The organism is Bacteroides zhangwenhongii (assembly GCF_009193325.2).
Lineage (GTDB): Bacteria > Bacteroidota > Bacteroidia > Bacteroidales > Bacteroidaceae > Bacteroides > Bacteroides zhangwenhongii.
Genome location: NZ_CP059856.1, coordinates 601482 through 619737, shown reverse-complemented (window position 1 = coordinate 619737; position 18256 = coordinate 601482). Strand labels below are relative to the sequence as shown.

Below are 18256 nucleotides of genomic sequence, written 5' to 3'. Positions count from 1 at the left end.
TTGGAAGTGGTTATTGGGTAAAGTAAGATAAATTAATACCCTCTCTGTCTTATTTATAAGATAAATCCCTATCTTTGTGGCACTTTTTACGAAAAAAGCAAATTCAAATTAATAGATATAGAAAAGAAAATGGCACAAGAAGACGTTTTTAAGAAGCTTGTATCGCATTGTAAAGAGTACGGTTTCGTATTTCCTTCGAGCGATATCTACGACGGACTAGGCGCTGTGTATGACTACGGTCAGATGGGCGTTGAATTGAAGAACAACATTAAGAAATATTGGTGGGACAGCATGGTGCTGTTGCACGAAAACATTGTCGGTATCGACTCTGCCATCTTTATGCACCCTACTATCTGGAAGGCTTCCGGACACGTAGACGCATTCAATGACCCTTTGATTGACAATAAGGATTCTAAAAAACGTTATCGTGCCGATGTACTGATTGAAGATCAGTTGGCAAAGTATGACGATAAAATCAATAAAGAAGTAGCGAAAGCTGCCAAGAAGTTCGGTGAAGCGTTTGATGAGGCTCAGTTCCGCTCTACTAACGGACGTGTATTGGAACATCAGGCTAAGCGTGATGCACTTCATACTCGCTTTTCAAAAGCTTTGAATGATAACAATTTGGAAGAACTTCGCCAGATTATCATTGATGAAGAAATCGTATGCCCGATCTCCGGTACTAAGAACTGGACAGAAGTTCGTCAGTTCAATCTGATGTTCTCTACCGAAATGGGTTCTACGGCCGATGGCTCTATGAAGATTTATCTGCGTCCGGAAACTGCACAGGGTATTTTCGTAAACTACCTGAATGTACAGAAAACAGGTCGTATGAAAGTTCCTTTCGGTATTGCACAGATTGGTAAGGCTTTCCGTAACGAGATCGTTGCCCGTCAGTTCATCTTCCGTATGCGTGAGTTCGAACAGATGGAAATGCAGTTCTTCGTAAAACCGGGAACAGAACTTGACTGGTTCAAGAAATGGAAAGAAATCCGTTTGAAATGGCATAAGGCACTTGGCTTCGGAGATGCAAGCTACCGTTATCACGATCATGATAAGTTGGCTCATTACGCAAATGCCGCTACTGACATCGAATTCCTGATGCCGTTCGGATTCAAGGAAGTGGAAGGTATCCACTCTCGTACTAACTTCGACTTGTCTCAACATGAGAAGTTCTCCGGCAAGAGTATTAAATATTTTGATCCGGAACTGAACGAGTCTTATACTCCGTACGTAATTGAAACTTCTATCGGTGTTGACCGTATGTTCCTCAGTATCATGAGTGCATCTTATTGCGAAGAACAATTGGAAAATGGTGAAAGCCGTGTTGTTCTGAAATTGCCTGCTGCTCTGGCTCCGGTGAAACTGGCGGTTATGCCGTTGGTAAAGAAAGACGGTCTGCCTGAAAAGGCCCGTGAGATTATTGATAATTTGAAATTCCATTTCCATTGCCAGTATGATGAAAAAGATAGTATCGGTAAGCGTTATCGCCGTCAGGATGCTATTGGTACTCCGTACTGTGTGACGGTCGATCATCAGACATTAGAAGATAACTGTGTGACATTGCGTAACCGTGATACCATGCAGCAGGAGCGTGTCGCTATCTCTGAACTGAATAATATCATTGCAGACAGAGTAAGCATCACTTCTCTATTGAAAACTTTACAATAAACCTTTGACGAATGAGTAAAAAGATCTATTTATTCTCCTTAGTATTGTTGGCTTTGACGTTTACCGCTTGTAGCGAAACGGAAGAGGCCGGACGTTATGACAATTGGCGTGCGCGTAGTGAGGCTTTTATTGACTCGATAGCCAATGTGTATGCTGGACAACGAAATGGCAGCATAACAGTCACGGATGAAAAAGAGAGACTTTATCCTTTTACGGATTTGACGAATGGGCAGACAATATATGCCAAGAAAAGAATTCCCAAAGACGACGTGAAGGATGAAGATAAACCTTTATATACTTCTAAGGTAAGTGCATATTATCGTATGTCTTATTTTAATGGTGACGTTGTTCAACAGAATTTTGCAGGAACAGAGCCTGACGAGTTTGATGTGCCTTCGGAATTCTTATTGAATGAAGTGATCTCAGGCTGGGGGTATACGCTAACTGAAATGACAGAAGGAGAATTTTGGACTTTGTATATTCCTTATCAAAGTGGATATGGTTCCGGTACAGGTAGCGATGGCTCTTTACAGGCTTACTCGGCACTAGTCTATGATGTAAAATTGGATAAGATTGTAGAACGATATTAATCTTCCCAAGAATAAGAAAAATAAATAAGGTGTTGGTCATAAGGGATACAACACCTTATTTGATTTTATACTACTTTCTCTCACCTGTAAATGAGTCGGAATGACCACTTGCTTGACAGCCTTATCTCCTTTAATCTGCTCAATCAATAGTCGGCAGGCAGTTTCTCCCATTTTATAAGTTTGATGGGACACAGCCGATAATTTAGGCTCTACGTAATTGGCGTGTTGTTCGTCCGTATATCCGATGATGGCAATGTCGTCCGGTATACGCAGTCCATGTTTTTTGATAACTTCCATAGCGGCAAAAGCTAAGGTATCATTCATGGCAAGTATGGCATCAGGAGGCTGGGGAAGCGACAGCAAGGTCTCTGTGGCAATTTTACCCTCCTCGTAATCAATCTTCCGGCAGACGACCAACTCTTTCTCGATGGGAATCCGGTTGTCACGTAGAGCTTCCAGATAACCATGCTTTCTTTTCTTGACGATGTCCAGATGATTCGCTCCACCTATAAACGCTACCCGTTTGCTACCATTATCCAGAAGATGTTGTGTTGCCATTTGAGCGGATTGCACCCCGTCCGCAACAACCGAAGAAAACTGTTCCGTCAGACAAACACGATCAAATAGAATAAGCGGCATATTGATATCTTTTAGTGCCGCAAAATGGGAATAGTCCGTAGTCTCCTGTGATAAGCAGGCGATGATACCCTCCACACGCATATTTACCAGGTTTTCAACGTTCCGTTTCTCATGTTCGTATGACTCATGCGATGTAGTGATAATCACAAAATATCCGTTGGCGATAGCCATATTTTCTATACCGTTCAAGATAGAGGCGAAGAAATGAGTTACGATATCCGGAACAATCACTCCGATGATACGCGGGGCATTTTTCCGTAAGCTCATGGCAAAAGGATTGGGACGGTAATTCATTTCTTTTGCCAGTTCCTTAGCCTTGGCGCAGAGCTCACGGCTGATTTCCGGGCTGTCTTTCAGTGCTCTGGATACAGTGGGAATCGATACTCCCAATGCTTGAGCGAGATCTTTGAGTGAAGTATGTTTCCGGTATTCCATTTGAAGGTCCTTTACTTTGATTCTTTTACAAAGAAAGCACATTCCCGGATAAATACGCATATCTGAAACAATATTTTTTACGTAAACCATTACGTTGCTTTTTAGTGGCTTTACCGCTATACGGAAATCATTCCTGACCTATTTTTGTCGCATACAAAACTATTTAAAACCTAAAAGTATGCAATACCATGAAATCGGAAAGACAGGGATGAAAGTGTCATCCCTTAGTTTCGGAGCCTCTTCCTTAGGAGGAGTTTTCCATGATTTAAAAGAACAAGAAGGCATTCAAGCGGTATTTACCGCCGTTGAATCGGGAATGAATTTTATAGATGTCTCTCCTTATTACGGACATTATAAAGCGGAGACCGTGTTAGGAAAAGCGTTGAAAGAGCTTCCGCGCGACCGTTATTATCTTTCTACAAAAGTAGGGCGTTATGGAAAAGATGGAGTGAACACCTGGGATTACTCAGCCAAACGGGTAACTGAGAGTGTTTACGAGAGTATGGAACGCTTACATATAGAGTTTATCGATTTGATAAATGTACACGATATTGAATTTGCCGATTTGAATCAGATTGTCAATGAGACATTGCCTGCCTTAGTAGCACTGCGTGAGAAAGGAGTGGTAGGCCATGTCGGAATCACAGATTTACAGTTGGAGAATCTGAAATGGGTAATCGACCACTCGCCAATCGGCACAGTCGAGTCCATTCTCAATTTTTGCCATTATTGTCTGTGCGATGATAAATTAGTGGATTTTCTGGACTATTTTGAATCCAAAGGAATCGGTGTGATTAATGCTTCTCCGCTTTCGATGGGATTGTTGAGCGAACGTGGTGTTCCTGCCTGGCATCCGGCTCCCCAATCGTTGGTAGAAGCCTGCCGTAAAGCAATGGAACACTGCAAAGCCAAGAACTATCCGATTGAAAAACTGGCTATGCAGTTCTCTGTCAGCAATCCCCGTATTGCCACCACCCTGTTCAGTACAACCAACCCGGAGAATGTGAAAAAGAATATCGCTTTCATTGAAGAACCGATTGATTGGGAGCTCGTTCGGGAAGTTCAGGAGATTATCGGGGAACAGAAACGTGTAAGCTGGGCAAACTCATAAAACGAACTTGTTGGTATGGACTACACAATCATTGATGCACATGCTCATTTATGGCTACGGCAAGATACAGTCGTAGACGGACTGCCTATTCGTACGTTGGAAAACGGACGTTCGGAATTTATGGGAGAGATTCGCCAGATGGTTCCTCCTTTTATGATAGACGGGGTGAATAGTGCGGAAGTCTTTCTTTCGAATATGGACTATGCACAAGTATCTGCCGCTGTTATCACTCAAGAATTTATTGATGGTATTCAGAATGATTATTTGTCGGAAGTCGTTTCCCGTTATCCCGATCGTTTCTTTGTTTGCGGTATGTGCGAATTTCGTAAACCGGGATTTCTGGAACAGGCAAAAGAACTGATCGCAAAAGGTTTTAAAGCCATCAAGATTCCTGCCCATCGTTTTTTGCTGAAAGAAGGAAGGGTGATGCTGAACAGCGAAGAGATGATGGAAATGTTCCATTATATGGAAGATAAGGGCATTCTGCTTTCTATTGATTTAGCCGACGGAGCCACACAGGTTCCTGAAATGGAAGAGATTATTCAGGAATGTCCGGATTTGCGGATAGCTATCGGACACTTCGGAATGGTGACTCGCCCCGACTGGAAAGAGCAAATCCGTCTGGCACGTCATTCCAATGTGATGATTGAATCCGGTGGAATCACTTGGCTTTTCAATGACGAATTCTATCCTTTTAAAGGAGCGATAAAAGCCATCCGTGAAGCGGCAGATCTGGTGGGAATGGAAAAACTGATGTGGGGCTCGGATTATCCGCGTACCATCACAGCCATCACCTACAAAATGTCTTATGATTTTGTGGTGAAGTCTTCTGAATTAACGGAAGAGGATAAAAGACTCTTTTTGGGAGAGAATGCCCGGAATTTCTATGGATTTACAGATCTTCCCGTGCTTCCTTACATCAAGAACATGTCCGAATGATTGAGAAAACAACCTTATCGTAAAACTATATTCATGCCATGAAAAAGAATACATATACAATACCTTTAGCTTTGGTTTTCTGCCTTTTCTTCTTGTGGGCGATAAGCAGTAATCTGCTTCCTACAATGATCCGGCAATTGATGAAGACCTGCGAACTGAATACCTTTGAGGCTTCTTTTACAGAGACAGCCTATTGGCTTGCCTACTTCATTTTCCCTATTCCGATAGCTATGTTCATGAAACGATACAGCTATAAAGCGGGAATTATATTCGGACTTATCCTGGCCGCTATCGGGGGGCTGCTCTTTTTCCCTGCTGCCCTACTAAAAGAATATTGGGCTTACCTTTGCATCTTTTTTATCATTGCCACCGGAATGTGCTTTCTGGAGACGGCTGCCAATCCGTATGTAACAGTGCTGGGCGCCTCTGAAACGGCTCCTCGCCGATTGAACCTGGCGCAGTCCTTCAACGGGCTCGGAGCTTTCATTGCCGCCATGTTCCTAAGCAAACTCATCCTTAGTGGGAATCATTACACACGGGAAACGCTTCCTGTAGATTATCCGGGTGGTTGGCAAGCCTATATCCAACTGGAAACGGATGCCATGAAACTTCCTTATCTGATATTGGCGTTACTGCTCATTGCCATAGCCGTTGTATTTGTCTTTTCAAAGTTGCCGAAGATTGGAGATGAAACAACCTCTTCAGATGCAATGGTGACTGATGCTAAGAAAGAAAAACTGATAGACTTCGGAGTATTAAAACACTCGCATCTTCGTTGGGGAGTGATTGCACAATTCTTCTATAATGGCGGGCAGACAGCCATCAACAGCCTTTTCCTGGTCTATTGCTGCACCTATGCGGGATTGCCGGAAGATACGGCTACCACTTTCTTCGGACTCTATATGCTGGCTTTTCTTCTGGGACGTTGGATTGGTACAGGCTTGATGGTGAAATTCCGTCCTCAAGATATGCTGTTGCTCTATGCCCTGATGAATATCCTCCTGTGCGGAGTGGTGATGATATGGGGAGGAATGATCGGACTATATGCGATGCTGGCTATCTCGTTCTTTATGTCTATCATGTATCCTACTCAATTCTCATTGGCTTTAAAAGGACTTGGAAATCAGACGAAGAGCGGTTCGGCCTTTCTTGTAATGGCGATCGTTGGTAATGCTTGTCTCCCGCAGTTGACGGCTTATTTCATGCATGCCCATGAACATATTTATTATGTAGCTTATTGCGTGCCGATGATTTGCTTTGTCTTCTGTGCCTATTACGGCTGGAAAGGTTATAAAGTAATCGATTAATAAAATTTTATCAAATACATATCAAATGAAAGCAGTTCAAATTATCAATCCCTCCGAAATGAAGGTGGTTGAACTGGAAAAACCGACCGTTGGAGCCGGTGAAGTATTAGTAAGAATCAAGTTTGTTGGTTTTTGTGGTTCCGACTTGAACACATTCCTGGGCAAAAATCCGATGGTGAAATTACCTGTGATACCGGGGCACGAAGTAGGAGCAATCATTGAGGAAATCGGTCCGGATGTTCCGGCAGGTTTTGAAAAAGGCATGAATGTGACCTTGAATCCATATACCAACTGTGGAAAATGTGCTTCTTGTCGCAATGGTCGTGTTAATGCTTGCGAACATAATGAAACATTAGGCGTGCAACGCAATGGGGTGATGTGCGAATATGCTGTATTGCCTTGGACAAAGATTATTCCGGCCGGTAATATCTCTTCTCGTGACTGTGCTTTGATCGAACCGATGAGTGTCGGTTTTCATGCCGTATCTCGTGCACAGGTGATCGACAACGAATTTGTGATGGTGATTGGCTGTGGTATGATTGGTATCGGTGCCATTGTACGTGCCGCTTTGAGAGGTGCAACAGTAATCGCTGTTGACTTGGATGACGAAAAGCTGGAACTGGCGAAAAAGGTAGGCGCTTCTTATGTGATTAACTCCAAGACAGAAAATGTGCACGGACGGATGCAGGAGATCACAGAAGGATTGGGGGCTGATGTCGTGATTGAAGCTGTTGGCAGTCCGGTGACTTATGTAATGGCGGTGGATGAAGTCGGTTTCACAGGACGGGTGGTTTGTATCGGCTACGCTAAAAGTGAAGTTGCTTTCCAAACGAAACTCTTTGTTCAGAAAGAACTGGATATTCGTGGTTCCAGAAATGCCTTGCCGGCAGATTTCCGTGCAGTCATCAATTATATGAAAGAAGGAAATTGTCCGGTAGAAGAGTTGATCTCGAAAGTTGCCAAACCTGAAGGAGCTTTAGAAGCTATGCAGGAATGGGCGGCTAATCCGGGGAAGGTATTCCGTATTTTAGTTGAGTTTTAAGTAGCTGTTTAGTCGGCTCTTATGATCTGGATTGCACGGAACAGAGATTTTTATTTGATCCGTGCAATCTGCATCTAAGAAGATGATCGATTGAGTTACTGCTGCAAGCTACTCCATTAAGAACTGGCGTATTGAACAGTGGCGTATCCCTTCATAGCTATTCCCGTTGAAGTTATCCTCTGTTATTACCATTTTAGGATAATTATCTTGTATTTTCAGTAGATTCCCGAATTCTCTTTCAGCGGTTTTTTCACTGTCTATTTTTAAGGCAACTTGTATGTAGAGTTTTTCTCCGTTTTTTTCTCCAATGAAATCAATTTCCTTATCTCCATAATAACCAACCTTTACTTCATATCCTCTGTATAAAAGATGGTTATAAACCAGATTCTCTAATATCTTGGCTTTGTCTGTAATGCGGTATCCAATAACAATATTGCGGATTCCCATATTTTCGAAATAATATTTCTCTCCTATTTCAAAGACACGTTTACCTATTAAATCATATCTTTCTACCCGGTGAATAAGAAAAGCGTTGCTTAGGTATTCTGTATAATTTTGAATTTGATTCACAGAAACCGTCGCATGTTGTGATTTTAAATAATCACTGATATTTTTAGCCGAGAACAGATTTCCTATGTTTTCGGATAAGAACTGGATTAACTTCTCTAAAAATAATGTGTTTCGTAGTTTATACCGACTGACTACATCACGAAAAACAATCGTAGAGTATACGCTTTTTAGATATTCATTTACTGTTTCGTCTTCGAGAGGAAGGTTCAACAAGTAAGGAAGCCCACCATAACGACTATATAGCTCATAGCTTTTTTCATTGTCAGTTAATCCATGAAATTCGAGGAATTCCAAATAAGAGAGACTGTATATTTTGAATTCAATATATCTGCCGCTTAAATAAGTTGCAAGTTCTCCTGAAAGCATATTGGCATTGCTGCCGGTAATGTATATATCGTTATCCTCATTGAGGAGAAGAGAACGAATCACTTTCTCAAATCCCGGAATGTCCTGTATTTCGTCGATAAATATATAGTTCTTGTCTTTCTTCTGACTTTGAGAAATGATGTAGGAATGTAAATCTTGGGCTGTTTGTAATGAACTGAATTCAAAGTCTTCCAGATTGATGTAAATGATATTAGCATTTGGCTCTTCACCTAAAATTTCTTCAATAAGTTGATAAAGGAGAAAGCTTTTGCCTACACGTCTCTGACCTGTCAGTACCTTAGCTACAGATTTCCGCATGAAAGGTTTTATCCGTTCGATATAGCCTTTTCTTTTTTTGAGAATTCTAGGAAAGTCCATCTTATTATAGGTTTTATTTGTATTTAAAACTTTTGCTAAGATAAGGAAAAGTTTTAAGTATACTTCAAACTTTTATTGGAAATCGGGAAAGTTTTAAGTCTATTTTAGTTCTGTTGAAATGTAATATCAGGAAATCTTGGCTTTTCTATGCGTATATGTAACACGAATACAAGTCTTTGATACATGATTATATATACTATTGGCTGAAATCCGTTAACTTTGCGTTGAAACAAGATAACCTACTAATATGTAATAACATGAATACAGGACTAAAATTTGCGCTTGGAGTATGCAGTCTCTCTTTGCTTTTTTCTTGCGCTCAAAAATTACCTTATCAAGACACTTCTTTAACGGCTGAACAGCGGGCGGAAGATTTATTGCCCCGATTGACTCTGGAAGAGAAAGTTGCACTCATGCAGAATGCCTCACCCGCTATTCCGCGTTTGGGAATCAAAGAGTATGACTGGTGGAATGAAGCGTTACACGGAGTCGGACGCGCAGGGTTGGCCACAGTTTTTCCCCAGGCTATCGGTATGGGGGCTTCTTTTAATGATTCGTTATTATATGAGGTTTTCGACGCTGTGTCCGATGAGGCTCGTGTGAAATCCCGTATTTTCAGTGAAAACGGTGTCTTAAAACGCTATCAGGGACTAACATTCTGGACGCCGAATGTAAATATATTCCGTGATCCTCGTTGGGGACGTGGACAGGAGACTTATGGTGAAGACCCTTATCTGACGGGACAACTGGAGATGGCCGTTGTTCGTGGTTTGCAGGGACCGGAGGATAGTAAATACGACAAACTGCATGCTTGTGCCAAACACTTCGCAGTCCATTCCGGACCGGAGTGGAACCGCCACAGTTTTGATGCGGAGAATATTGCTCCCCGTGATTTATGGGAGACTTACCTACCGGCTTTCAAAGACTTGGTGCAGAAGGCGGATGTAAAAGAGGCGACCGTACGGATATTGAACTTCCTGCTGTTCAGCGCGACTTGCTGAGGACCTTGAAGAAAGCTGGAAAGAAAGTAGTCTTTATCAATTATTCCGGTTCAGCCATCGGATTAGTGCCGGAATCAAATACTTGTGAGGCAATTTTGCAGGCGTGGTATCCGGGTCAGGCAGGTGGTACGGCTATTGTAGATGTACTGTTTGGAGATTATAACCCGGCAGGACGTTTACCGGTCACTTTCTATAAGGATGCCGGTCAGTTGCCGGACTTCGAAGATTATTCCATGAAGGGACGTACTTATCGATATATACAACAGCAACCACTTTACCCATTCGGGTATGGGCTGAGTTATACAACGTTTATTTATGGTGAGGCTAATCTGGGTAAGAATACGATTGGAAAAGGAGAAACAGCTATGTTAACTGTTCCGGTAAGTAATGTAGGGCAGCGGGACGGAGATGAAGTGGTTCAGGTTTATCTGCGATCTCCGGCAGATAAAGACGGCCCCCGTTATACCCTGCGTGCTTTCAAACGTGTCCATATTCCTGCCGGGCAAACAAAATCAGTAACTATTCCTCTTACACATGAGAGTTTCGAATGGTTTGATGAGGCGACTAATACAATGCATCCGGTGGCAGGTACTTATGAATTGCTGTATGGAGGCTCTTCCGATAAAAATAAATTGAAAGCGATAGTGATGAACGTGCAATAATCATACTTCCTGATTTTATCCAGTATATTGGAACTATCTACCTTCTACAACCAATATAAATTGAGCGCTGAATTCAAATTTAAATTCAGCGCCCTGCAAACGATTTTTCATTTTCATTTCTCATATTCTCATCATTTTATATAATATATAGATTATCAGGGAGATGCATTATGAGAAATACTTTCTAGAAATTCATTTCTCATACTTTTCTCCTATTTTAGTCCCGAAATCCTTTTATTCTCATCCTATTCTAGGGCATATCAAGGTATTTCTCATACTAAATGTTCTACTTCGCTTCTCTATCCAATGAGAAATATAGGAATACTGTACGCAAACCATTAATAGAAAAGTTTCTCTTCATTACCGACAAACATGTTTTTAGTTACCGGTAAAGTTGTTTTGCGCCTATTATAAACTATAAACGCAAGTTTTGTTTTTATAAATGAAGCTTGCAATTATAGATTGTAATTAGGGAAGAGTAAGTTTGTATACTGATCTACAGAAGTTTCCCCTTAATAGTGAACAAGTTTATTATTAATAGATTAGATTCTTTCTATTAATACTTATCGTGAAATCTTCTCATTCCATGGACAACTGTCCCTAGTTGTCTTTTCAATGCAACATTTCTCTTACCATTTTATGGATTTAAATGCTTGTGTAACACCAAGAAAGAAGAATGTTACATGTCTGTGATAAATGTAACCTCTATATAGAAGCCTGTATCGTGATTATTCAGATACGATGAAATCAAATCAATACATTTGCCATCACTACTATGGAACAGGAAATTATAGAAAATAAAAAGTGATAATATGAGAACATTAAAATTGATTTTGTCGGGCTGTCAATCCGTGGGCCTTGTCGTATTTATTATGCTGTTTTTTAATATGGAGGTGAGTGGCAAGGGTAAAATAACGAAAAATGCTCCTGTCTTTACGCAATTTATTTATCAGGGGGAGGATGCTATTTATCAAAACAATCCTTTAAAGCCGGGTGAGTTCTATAATCCTATTTTGCAGGGTTGCTATCCCGATCCGAGTATAACGCGGAAAGGTAATGATTATTATTTAGTATGCTCATCTTTTGCTATGTTTCCCGGGGTACCTATTTTTCATTCTAATGATTTGGTCAACTGGAAACAAATCGGTCATGTGCTGGACAGAACGTCACAATTAAAGGTTGAAGATTGCGGTATTAGTGCAGGTGTATATGCTCCTGCTATAAGATATAATCCCAATAATGATACGTTTTATATGATAACCACTCAATTTTCCGGTGGCTTTGGAAATATGGTGGTAAAGACAAAGAATCCGGAGAATGGTTGGAGTGATCCGGTCAAACTTCAATTTGAAGGCATTGATCCTTCTCTTTTCTTTGATGATAATGGCAAGGCATACGTGGTGCATAATGATGCTCCTGCTAAAGCAAATGAATGTTACTCAGGACACCGTGTCATAAAAATATGGGATTATGATGTGGAGAATGATAAAGTGGTTCCGGGATCGGACCGGATCATTGTCAATGGTGGCATCAATATAGAAGAAAAGCCAATATGGATTGAAGCTCCTCATATCTATAAGAAAGATGGACGTTACTATTTGATGTGTGCGGAAGGTGGAACCGGAGGCTGGCATAGTGAAGTGATTTTTGTAAGTGATTATCCGAAAGGACCTTATCTTCCGGCAAGTAACAATCCGATTCTCACCCAGCGTTATTTTCCTGCAAACCGGGTGAATAAAGTAGACTGGGCTGGTCATGCAGACTTAGTGGAGGGACCGGATGGAAAATATTATGGTGTATTTTTGGGGATACGTCCCAATGAGAAGAATAGAGTGAATACCGGACGTGAAACTTTTATTCTTTCGGTGGACTGGAGCGGAACATTTCCTGTTTTTGAGAATGGGCTTATTCCTATGAAACCTACATTGAAGATGCCTTCAGGAGTAGAGAACCAAACAGGGCAAAATGGTTATTTGCCTAGTGGTAACTTTGTCTTTAAGGATGATTTCTCCGATAAGACATTGGATTTTAGATGGATCGGTCTTAGAGGTCCTCGTGAGGAATTCGTGGATATTACCGGTAAAGGTTTGCGAATCATTCCTTTTACCACAAATATCAATGAAGTGAAACCTACTTCTACCTTGTTCTACCGCCAGCAGCATAATCAATTTACAGCGGCAGCGACAATGGAGTACAAACCGAAAAATGAGAAAGATTTTGCCGGTGTAACATGTTATCAGAATGAAAGATATCACTACGTTTTCGGTATTACTAAAAAAGAAAAAGACTATTATCTGATACTGCAAAGAACCGAAAAAGGGCAAACAAGTGTTCTAGGCGAGGTGAAGATAGAGATAGAGAAACCTGTGACACTGCAAGTAACAGCCAATGGAGATGATTATCGTTTTAATTATTCGACTGATGGCAAAAGTTTTATAAATTTAGGAGGAACCGTTTCCGGTGATATTCTTTCTACTAATGTGGCTGGTGGCTTTACAGGTGCAATGATCGGCCTGTATGCAACATCTGTTGGTAATTAATTAGAAACTTTATCATTCTGTAATTATGAAAATACATCCTTTGAAGAATCTAAAAAATAGAAATATGATGAAATTTTTTATAGCAATGGCTATGTTATTGGTTAGTAGCGTTGCGAGTGCAGAAGATAAACAGATAGCAAGTCCTGATGGGAAGCTGGTGGTAACAGTTTCGGATAGAGATGGGAGACCCTCTTATTCTGTTAGTTATGACAATGTTCTCTTTTTAGGGCCATCTCCATTGGGGATTGTTGCAAATATCGGAGATTTTTCATCCGGGATGTCGCTAGAGAAAAATGTTTCAATAAACGAAATAGATGAAACCTATGAGCTACCTTCTATTAAACAGAGCAAGGTTCATTATGTGGCGAATGAAGCTGTATTTTTGTTTACACAACAAGGGAAAACAGTTTATGATGTTATATTCCGCATAAGTAATAATGATATTGCTTTTAAATATAAGATGTATCCGCAAGGTGAGACACAAAGTTGCGTGATTAGGAAGGAAGCCACAGGATTTGCGTTTCCTGACGGAACCACCACTTTCCTTTGTCCGCAAAGTAAACCGATGGGGGGATTTGCCCGTACTTCTCCAAGTTATGAGACGTCTTATACAGCAGATGATGTCGCAGGGAAAAATGGCTGGGGAGAAGGATATACATTTCCCTGTCTGTTCCGTAATGGAGATAACGGTTGGGTGCTTGTTTCCGAAACGGGAGTAAATGGCGGATATTGTGCGAGCCGTCTGTTGGGACAAAAAGGAGGAGTATATACCATTGGATTTCCGCAAGAAGGTGAAGCGAATGGGAATGGTACGGTTTCTCCGGGGATAGCATTACCGGGCGAGACGCCTTGGCGTACTATTACTTTAGGTAAGACTTTGGCTCCCATAGTGGAGACGACCGTTCCTTTTGATGTTGTAAAACCGCTTTATCCGGCAAAAGGAGAGTATACGTATGGCCGGGGTTCATGGAGCTGGATTATCGGTATGGATGGAAGTACTAATTACAAAGAGCAACTCCGGTATATTGATTTCTCGGCAGCGATGGGGTATCAATCTGTGTTGGTCGATGCCTTGTGGGATAAACAAATTGGGCGTGATAAAATTGAAGAATTGGCTAAATATGGGAAGGACAAAGGGGTAGCTCTTTATTTGTGGTATAATTCGAATGGGTATTGGAATGATGCTCCGCAAACTCCGAGAGGTATTATGGATAATGCGATAGCCAGACGTAAGGAGATGAAATGGATGCAAAGCATTGGTATCCGCGGAATAAAAGTTGACTTTTTCGGAGGTGACAAGCAAATGACTATGCAGTTGTATGAGGATATCTTGGCGGATGCAAACGAGTACGGCCTTCTGGTTATTTTTCATGGATGTACTTTGCCTCGTGGTTGGGAACATATGTTTCCTAACTACGCATCGAGTGAAGCTGTGTTGGCTAGTGAAAATCTTCATTTCTCTCAAGGTAGCTGTGATCATGAGGCTTTTAATGCCACCCTGCATCCGTTTATCCGTAACACGGTAGGTAGCATGGATTTCGGAGGTAGTGCATTGAACAAATATTACAATGCGGATAATGCTCCACGAGGAAGTCGACGGGTGACATCAGATGTCTTTGCATTGGCTACGGCGGTTTTATTTCAAAGTCCGGTACAACATTTCGCTTTGGCACCGAATAATTTGACTGATGCTCCTGCGTGGGCAATTGATTTTATGAAAGAGGTCCCAACGACTTGGGATGAGGTACGTTTCATAGATGGTTATCCTGGCAAATACGTTATTCTTGCCCGTCGTCATGGAGATAAATGGTATATTGCCGGAGTAAATGCGCAGAAGGAAACACTGAAACTTAAAATTAATTTGCCGATGTTCTCCAATGGAGAAAAGGTGAGACTGTATGGTGATGATAAGGCATTGCAGGGTAGCGTAAAACAAATAGAAATAGGTAAGAAACAAGAATTGCAATTGGCCATTCCTTGCAATGGTGGAATATTAATAACCCAATAACTTTAAACTGATAGAATATGAAAAACTTGAATTTTTGGGGTGTATCACTCCTGTTGGTTATGATGGCTGTTTCGGGAACGGCACAAAATCCTATTATCCAGACAAAATATACCGCTGATCCGGCTCCAATGGTATATAATGATACCGTTTTTCTTTATACCACTCATGATGAGGATGATGCCGAAGGTTTCAAAATGCTGGACTGGCTGCTTTATACTTCTACAGACATGGTAAACTGGACGGATCATGGTGCAGTCGCTTCCTTGAAGAGTTTCAATTGGGTGAAGCGTGATAACGGTGCCTGGGCAGAGCAAGTCATCGAACGTAATGGTAAATTTTATATGTATTGCCCGATTCACGGTAATGGTATCGGCGTATTGGTATCCGACTCTCCTTACGGTCTTTTCAAAGACCCTTTGAATAAACCGTTAGTATGGCAAAAAGAGCATTGGGATGATATCGACCCTACCGTATTTATTGATGATGACGGGCAAGCCTATATGTATTGGGGCAATCCAAATGTCTATTACGTGAAACTGAATGAGGATATGGTTTCTTATTCGGGAGAAATCGTACAACTGGCTGATAAGCCGGAACATTATCAGGAAGGACCTTGGACGTATAAGCGGAACGGACATTATTATATGGCTTTTGCTTCAACTTGTTGCCCGGAAGGTATTGGCTATGCCATGAGTGACAAGGCTACCGGTCCATGGGTTACAGAAGGATATATCATGCGTCCTACGGAAAGAACCAGAGGCAATCACCCCGGAATTATTGATTATAAGGGGGACTCGTATGTGTTTGGCCTAAATTATGATTTGCTTCATCTGGAGACTTTCGATCATAAAGAGCGGCGTTCGGTATCTGTTGCAAAAATGCATTATAATCCGGATGGGACAATTCAGGAAGTCCCCTATTGGCAGGATACAAAACTGGAGCAAATCGGGACCTTTAATCCTTATCGCAGAGTGGAGGCTGAAACGATGGCTTGGGGGTATGGGCTGAAGACCGGGAATTTAGAGAATGGAGGTTTATATGTGACAGATATTGACAATGATGAATACTTGTGTGTGCGAGGTGTTGATTTTGGAGCAAAAGGGGCGAAGAAGTTTAGTGTCAGCGCTGCCTGCATTGAAAAAGGAGGAAATATTGAGATTCGTTTGGACGGTGTTGACGGACAGATAGTTGGTAATATCAGCATATCTTCTACAGGAGGAATGGATATCTATAAACTGATGTCATGCAAGATAAAGAATGCCAAAAGGGTGCATGATCTTTATTTTTGTTTTAAGGGAGAGAAAGGGAAGAAACTTTTCAATTTGGATTATTGGGAATTTAAATAGTTCCAATACACAGCAATTGTTTTTTAATTTTATATATCAAGAATATGGTCATGAGAAAACTGTTTGTTTTGTTTTTGTTACTACTATCCGGGATAATGGGATATGCAAGTGATACATTTCGTAATCCGGTTATTTATGCGGACGTTCCTGATATGTCTGTGATTAGGGTAGGTGATGATTTTTATATGATCAGTACTACAATGCATCTGATGCCCGGAGCGCCTGTCATGAAATCAAAAGATCTTGTAAATTGGGAAATTGTAGGTTATGTATTTGATAAACTGACGGATACTCCGAATTATGACCTGAAAGACGGTACTGTCTATGGACGGGGACAATGGGCGTCATCGATTCGTTATCATAATGGTAAGTTTTATGTATTCTTTTCCCCTAATGACAAGCCGCACAAAGGATATATTTATTCGACAACTGACCCGGCCGGTAAGTGGGAGTTGGTATCCCGTACACCGCATTTTCATGATGCATCTCTTTTCTTCGATGATGATGGTAAAGTGTATATTTTTTACGGGACAGGCTCTCTTGTTGAACTAAAGAGTGATCTTTCAGGAGTGCAACCCAATGGTGTCAATATGAAAATCTTCGAACGTGACGAGACGGAGAATGGACTGTTGGAGGGAAGCCAGGTGATAAAACATAATGGAAAGTATTATTTGTTGATGATTTCATGGCCGAGAAATGGCATCCGCAGAGAGGTATGTTATCGTGCTGATAATATAACCGGGCCATATAAAAAGAACGTGATTTTAGAAGATGCTTTTGATACGTATGGAGGAGTGGGACAAGGGAATATTGTTGATACACCGGACGGTCGTTGGTATGGCATGATATTTCAAGACCGTAACGGAGTGGGACGTGTTCCTACCTTGATGCCATGTCGTTGGGTAGACGGTTGGCCGATGCTGGGGGATGAAAATGGACATGTACCTTTGGTGATGGAGAAGCCGATTCAAGGCTATCCGGAAATCCCTTTGGTGGTAAGTGATGATTTTGATGTCTCCAAGTTAAAGCTTAACTGGCAGTGGAACCATAATCCGATGAACGATTTCTGGTCCTTGAGTGAACGTCCCGGTTACTTGCGACTTAAGACGGATCGGATAGTCGATAATTTGTATGCTGCTCCCAATACCATCACACAGCGTATGGAAGGACCTGCGTGTAGTGGAACTATTTCTATGGATATATCCCACATGAAAGATGGGGATGTCGCCGGATTTAGTGCATTTAACGGGGATTCGGGGTTATTGTCTATAATAATGGATGGAAATAAGAAATATCTCACAATGAGTACGAATGTTGTAGAATTGAATGATTCTGACAAAGCGATTCTGAAAGTTGACGCTGTTGAGGAAGAGCGGATAGGCTTGGATCAGAATATGATTTATCTGCGTATTGACTGTGATTTTAGTCAGCATCGTGATTTGGCTACTTTCTATTATAGTTTGGATAATCGCAAATGGATAAAGGTCGGACAGGATTTCAAAATGAAGTTTGATTTTACCAAGTTTTTTATGGGAACAAAGTTTGCCATATTCAATTATGCTACGAAAACGAAAGGTGGATATGTGGATATTGATTTCTTTCATTATAAAAAAAGTAGAAATGTAATACATTGATAATCAGTATGATTGTT

The 18256-nt window shown here is 41.3% G+C and carries 13 protein-coding genes and 1 pseudogene; 12 read left to right on the top strand and 2 right to left on the bottom strand.

Going from position 1 to position 18256, the window contains the following annotated elements; genetic code table 11:
* Positions 1 to 129: 129 nt before the first annotated feature.
* A complete protein-coding gene (locus tag GD630_RS02375) occupies positions 130 to 1671 on the top strand; it encodes a glycine--tRNA ligase (protein WP_007755582.1) in 1542 nt (513 codons plus the stop codon).
* 11 nt (positions 1672 to 1682) lie between these two features.
* On the top strand, positions 1683 to 2261 hold the full coding sequence (locus GD630_RS02370) for an FKBP-type peptidyl-prolyl cis-trans isomerase (RefSeq protein ID WP_143867399.1): 579 nt from the start codon (positions 1683 to 1685) through the stop codon (positions 2259 to 2261).
* 36 nt (positions 2262 to 2297) lie between these two features.
* Here the strand turns inward: GD630_RS02370 and GD630_RS02365 are convergent, their stop codons facing one another.
* A complete protein-coding gene (locus tag GD630_RS02365; RefSeq protein WP_143867552.1) occupies positions 2298 to 3335 on the bottom strand; it encodes a LacI family DNA-binding transcriptional regulator in 1038 nt (345 codons plus the stop codon).
* 178 nt (positions 3336 to 3513) lie between these two features.
* Here GD630_RS02365 and GD630_RS02360 point away from each other — a divergent pair, with 178 nt between their 5' ends.
* Genes GD630_RS02360 through GD630_RS02345 form a run of 4 tightly spaced genes read left to right on the top strand, consistent with a single transcriptional unit; the run spans position 3514 to position 7734 of the window.
* Positions 3514 to 4446: an aldo/keto reductase gene (locus GD630_RS02360; protein WP_143867402.1), complete on the top strand. Its 933-nt coding sequence runs from the start codon at positions 3514 to 3516 to the stop codon at positions 4444 to 4446.
* 15 nt (positions 4447 to 4461) lie between these two features.
* Positions 4462 to 5385, top strand: coding sequence for an amidohydrolase family protein (locus tag GD630_RS02355; RefSeq protein ID WP_143867403.1), 924 nt, complete (start codon positions 4462 to 4464; stop codon positions 5383 to 5385).
* Between the two features lie 38 nt (positions 5386 to 5423).
* On the top strand, positions 5424 to 6692 hold the full coding sequence (fucP, locus tag GD630_RS02350) for an L-fucose:H+ symporter permease (RefSeq protein WP_143867406.1): 1269 nt from the start codon (positions 5424 to 5426) through the stop codon (positions 6690 to 6692).
* A gap of 25 nt (positions 6693 to 6717) precedes the next feature.
* A complete protein-coding gene (locus GD630_RS02345) occupies positions 6718 to 7734 on the top strand; it encodes a zinc-binding alcohol dehydrogenase family protein (RefSeq protein WP_143867409.1) in 1017 nt (338 codons plus the stop codon).
* 108 nt (positions 7735 to 7842) lie between these two features.
* Here GD630_RS02345 and GD630_RS02340 read toward each other — a convergent pair whose 3' ends face one another.
* A complete protein-coding gene (locus GD630_RS02340) occupies positions 7843 to 9048 on the bottom strand; it encodes an ATP-binding protein (RefSeq protein WP_143867412.1) in 1206 nt (401 codons plus the stop codon).
* Positions 9049 to 9305: 257 nt separating this feature from the next.
* Between GD630_RS02340 and GD630_RS02335 the strand changes: the two are divergent.
* The 6 genes and pseudogenes from GD630_RS02335 to GD630_RS02315 form a co-directional block, all read left to right on the top strand.
* A pseudogene (locus GD630_RS02335) lies at positions 9306 to 10489 on the top strand (glycoside hydrolase family 3 C-terminal domain-containing protein); the annotation flags it as partial.
* Entirely contained in the window at positions 10463 to 10711 is a 249-nt protein-coding gene (locus GD630_RS21645) for a fibronectin type III-like domain-contianing protein (protein ID WP_455550316.1), read from the top strand. The pseudogene GD630_RS02335 and the gene GD630_RS21645, both read left to right, overlap by 27 nt.
* Before the next feature lie 812 nt (positions 10712 to 11523).
* Positions 11524 to 13251: a glycoside hydrolase family 43 protein gene (locus GD630_RS02330; RefSeq protein WP_143867414.1), complete on the top strand. Its 1728-nt coding sequence runs from the start codon at positions 11524 to 11526 to the stop codon at positions 13249 to 13251.
* 67 nt (positions 13252 to 13318) lie between these two features.
* Positions 13319 to 15259, top strand: a complete 1941-nt coding sequence (locus tag GD630_RS02325; protein ID WP_143867554.1) for a glycoside hydrolase family 97 protein — start codon at positions 13319 to 13321, stop codon at positions 15257 to 15259.
* A 17-nt stretch (positions 15260 to 15276) separates the two neighbouring features.
* Complete coding sequence (locus GD630_RS02320; protein WP_143867417.1) at positions 15277 to 16605, top strand: glycoside hydrolase family 43 protein; 1329 nt, start codon at positions 15277 to 15279, stop codon at positions 16603 to 16605.
* A gap of 50 nt (positions 16606 to 16655) precedes the next feature.
* A complete protein-coding gene (locus tag GD630_RS02315) occupies positions 16656 to 18239 on the top strand; it encodes a glycoside hydrolase family 43 protein (protein ID WP_143867420.1) in 1584 nt (527 codons plus the stop codon).
* Positions 18240 to 18256 lie beyond the last annotated feature (17 nt).

Bases quoted from the DNA above. Each gene is read 5' to 3' on its own strand.
- GD630_RS02340 (WP_143867412.1), bottom strand. From the start codon at position 9,048: ATGGACTTTCCTAGAATTCTCAAAAAAAGAAAAGGCTATATCGAACGG.
- GD630_RS02355 (WP_143867403.1), top strand. From the start codon at position 4,462: ATGGACTACACAATCATTGATGCACATGCTCATTTATGGCTACGGCAA.
- fucP (WP_143867406.1), top strand. From the start codon at position 5,424: ATGAAAAAGAATACATATACAATACCTTTAGCTTTGGTTTTCTGCCTT.
- GD630_RS02370 (WP_143867399.1), top strand. From the start codon at position 1,683: ATGAGTAAAAAGATCTATTTATTCTCCTTAGTATTGTTGGCTTTGACG.
- GD630_RS02345 (WP_143867409.1), top strand. From the start codon at position 6,718: ATGAAAGCAGTTCAAATTATCAATCCCTCCGAAATGAAGGTGGTTGAA.
- GD630_RS02325 (WP_143867554.1), top strand. From the start codon at position 13,319: ATGAAATTTTTTATAGCAATGGCTATGTTATTGGTTAGTAGCGTTGCG.
- GD630_RS02315 (WP_143867420.1), top strand. From the start codon at position 16,656: ATGAGAAAACTGTTTGTTTTGTTTTTGTTACTACTATCCGGGATAATG.
- GD630_RS02330 (WP_143867414.1), top strand. From the start codon at position 11,524: ATGAGAACATTAAAATTGATTTTGTCGGGCTGTCAATCCGTGGGCCTT.
- GD630_RS02320 (WP_143867417.1), top strand. From the start codon at position 15,277: ATGAAAAACTTGAATTTTTGGGGTGTATCACTCCTGTTGGTTATGATG.
- GD630_RS02360 (WP_143867402.1), top strand. From the start codon at position 3,514: ATGCAATACCATGAAATCGGAAAGACAGGGATGAAAGTGTCATCCCTT.
- GD630_RS02375 (WP_007755582.1), top strand. From the start codon at position 130: ATGGCACAAGAAGACGTTTTTAAGAAGCTTGTATCGCATTGTAAAGAG.
- GD630_RS02365 (WP_143867552.1), bottom strand. From the start codon at position 3,335: ATGGAATACCGGAAACATACTTCACTCAAAGATCTCGCTCAAGCATTG.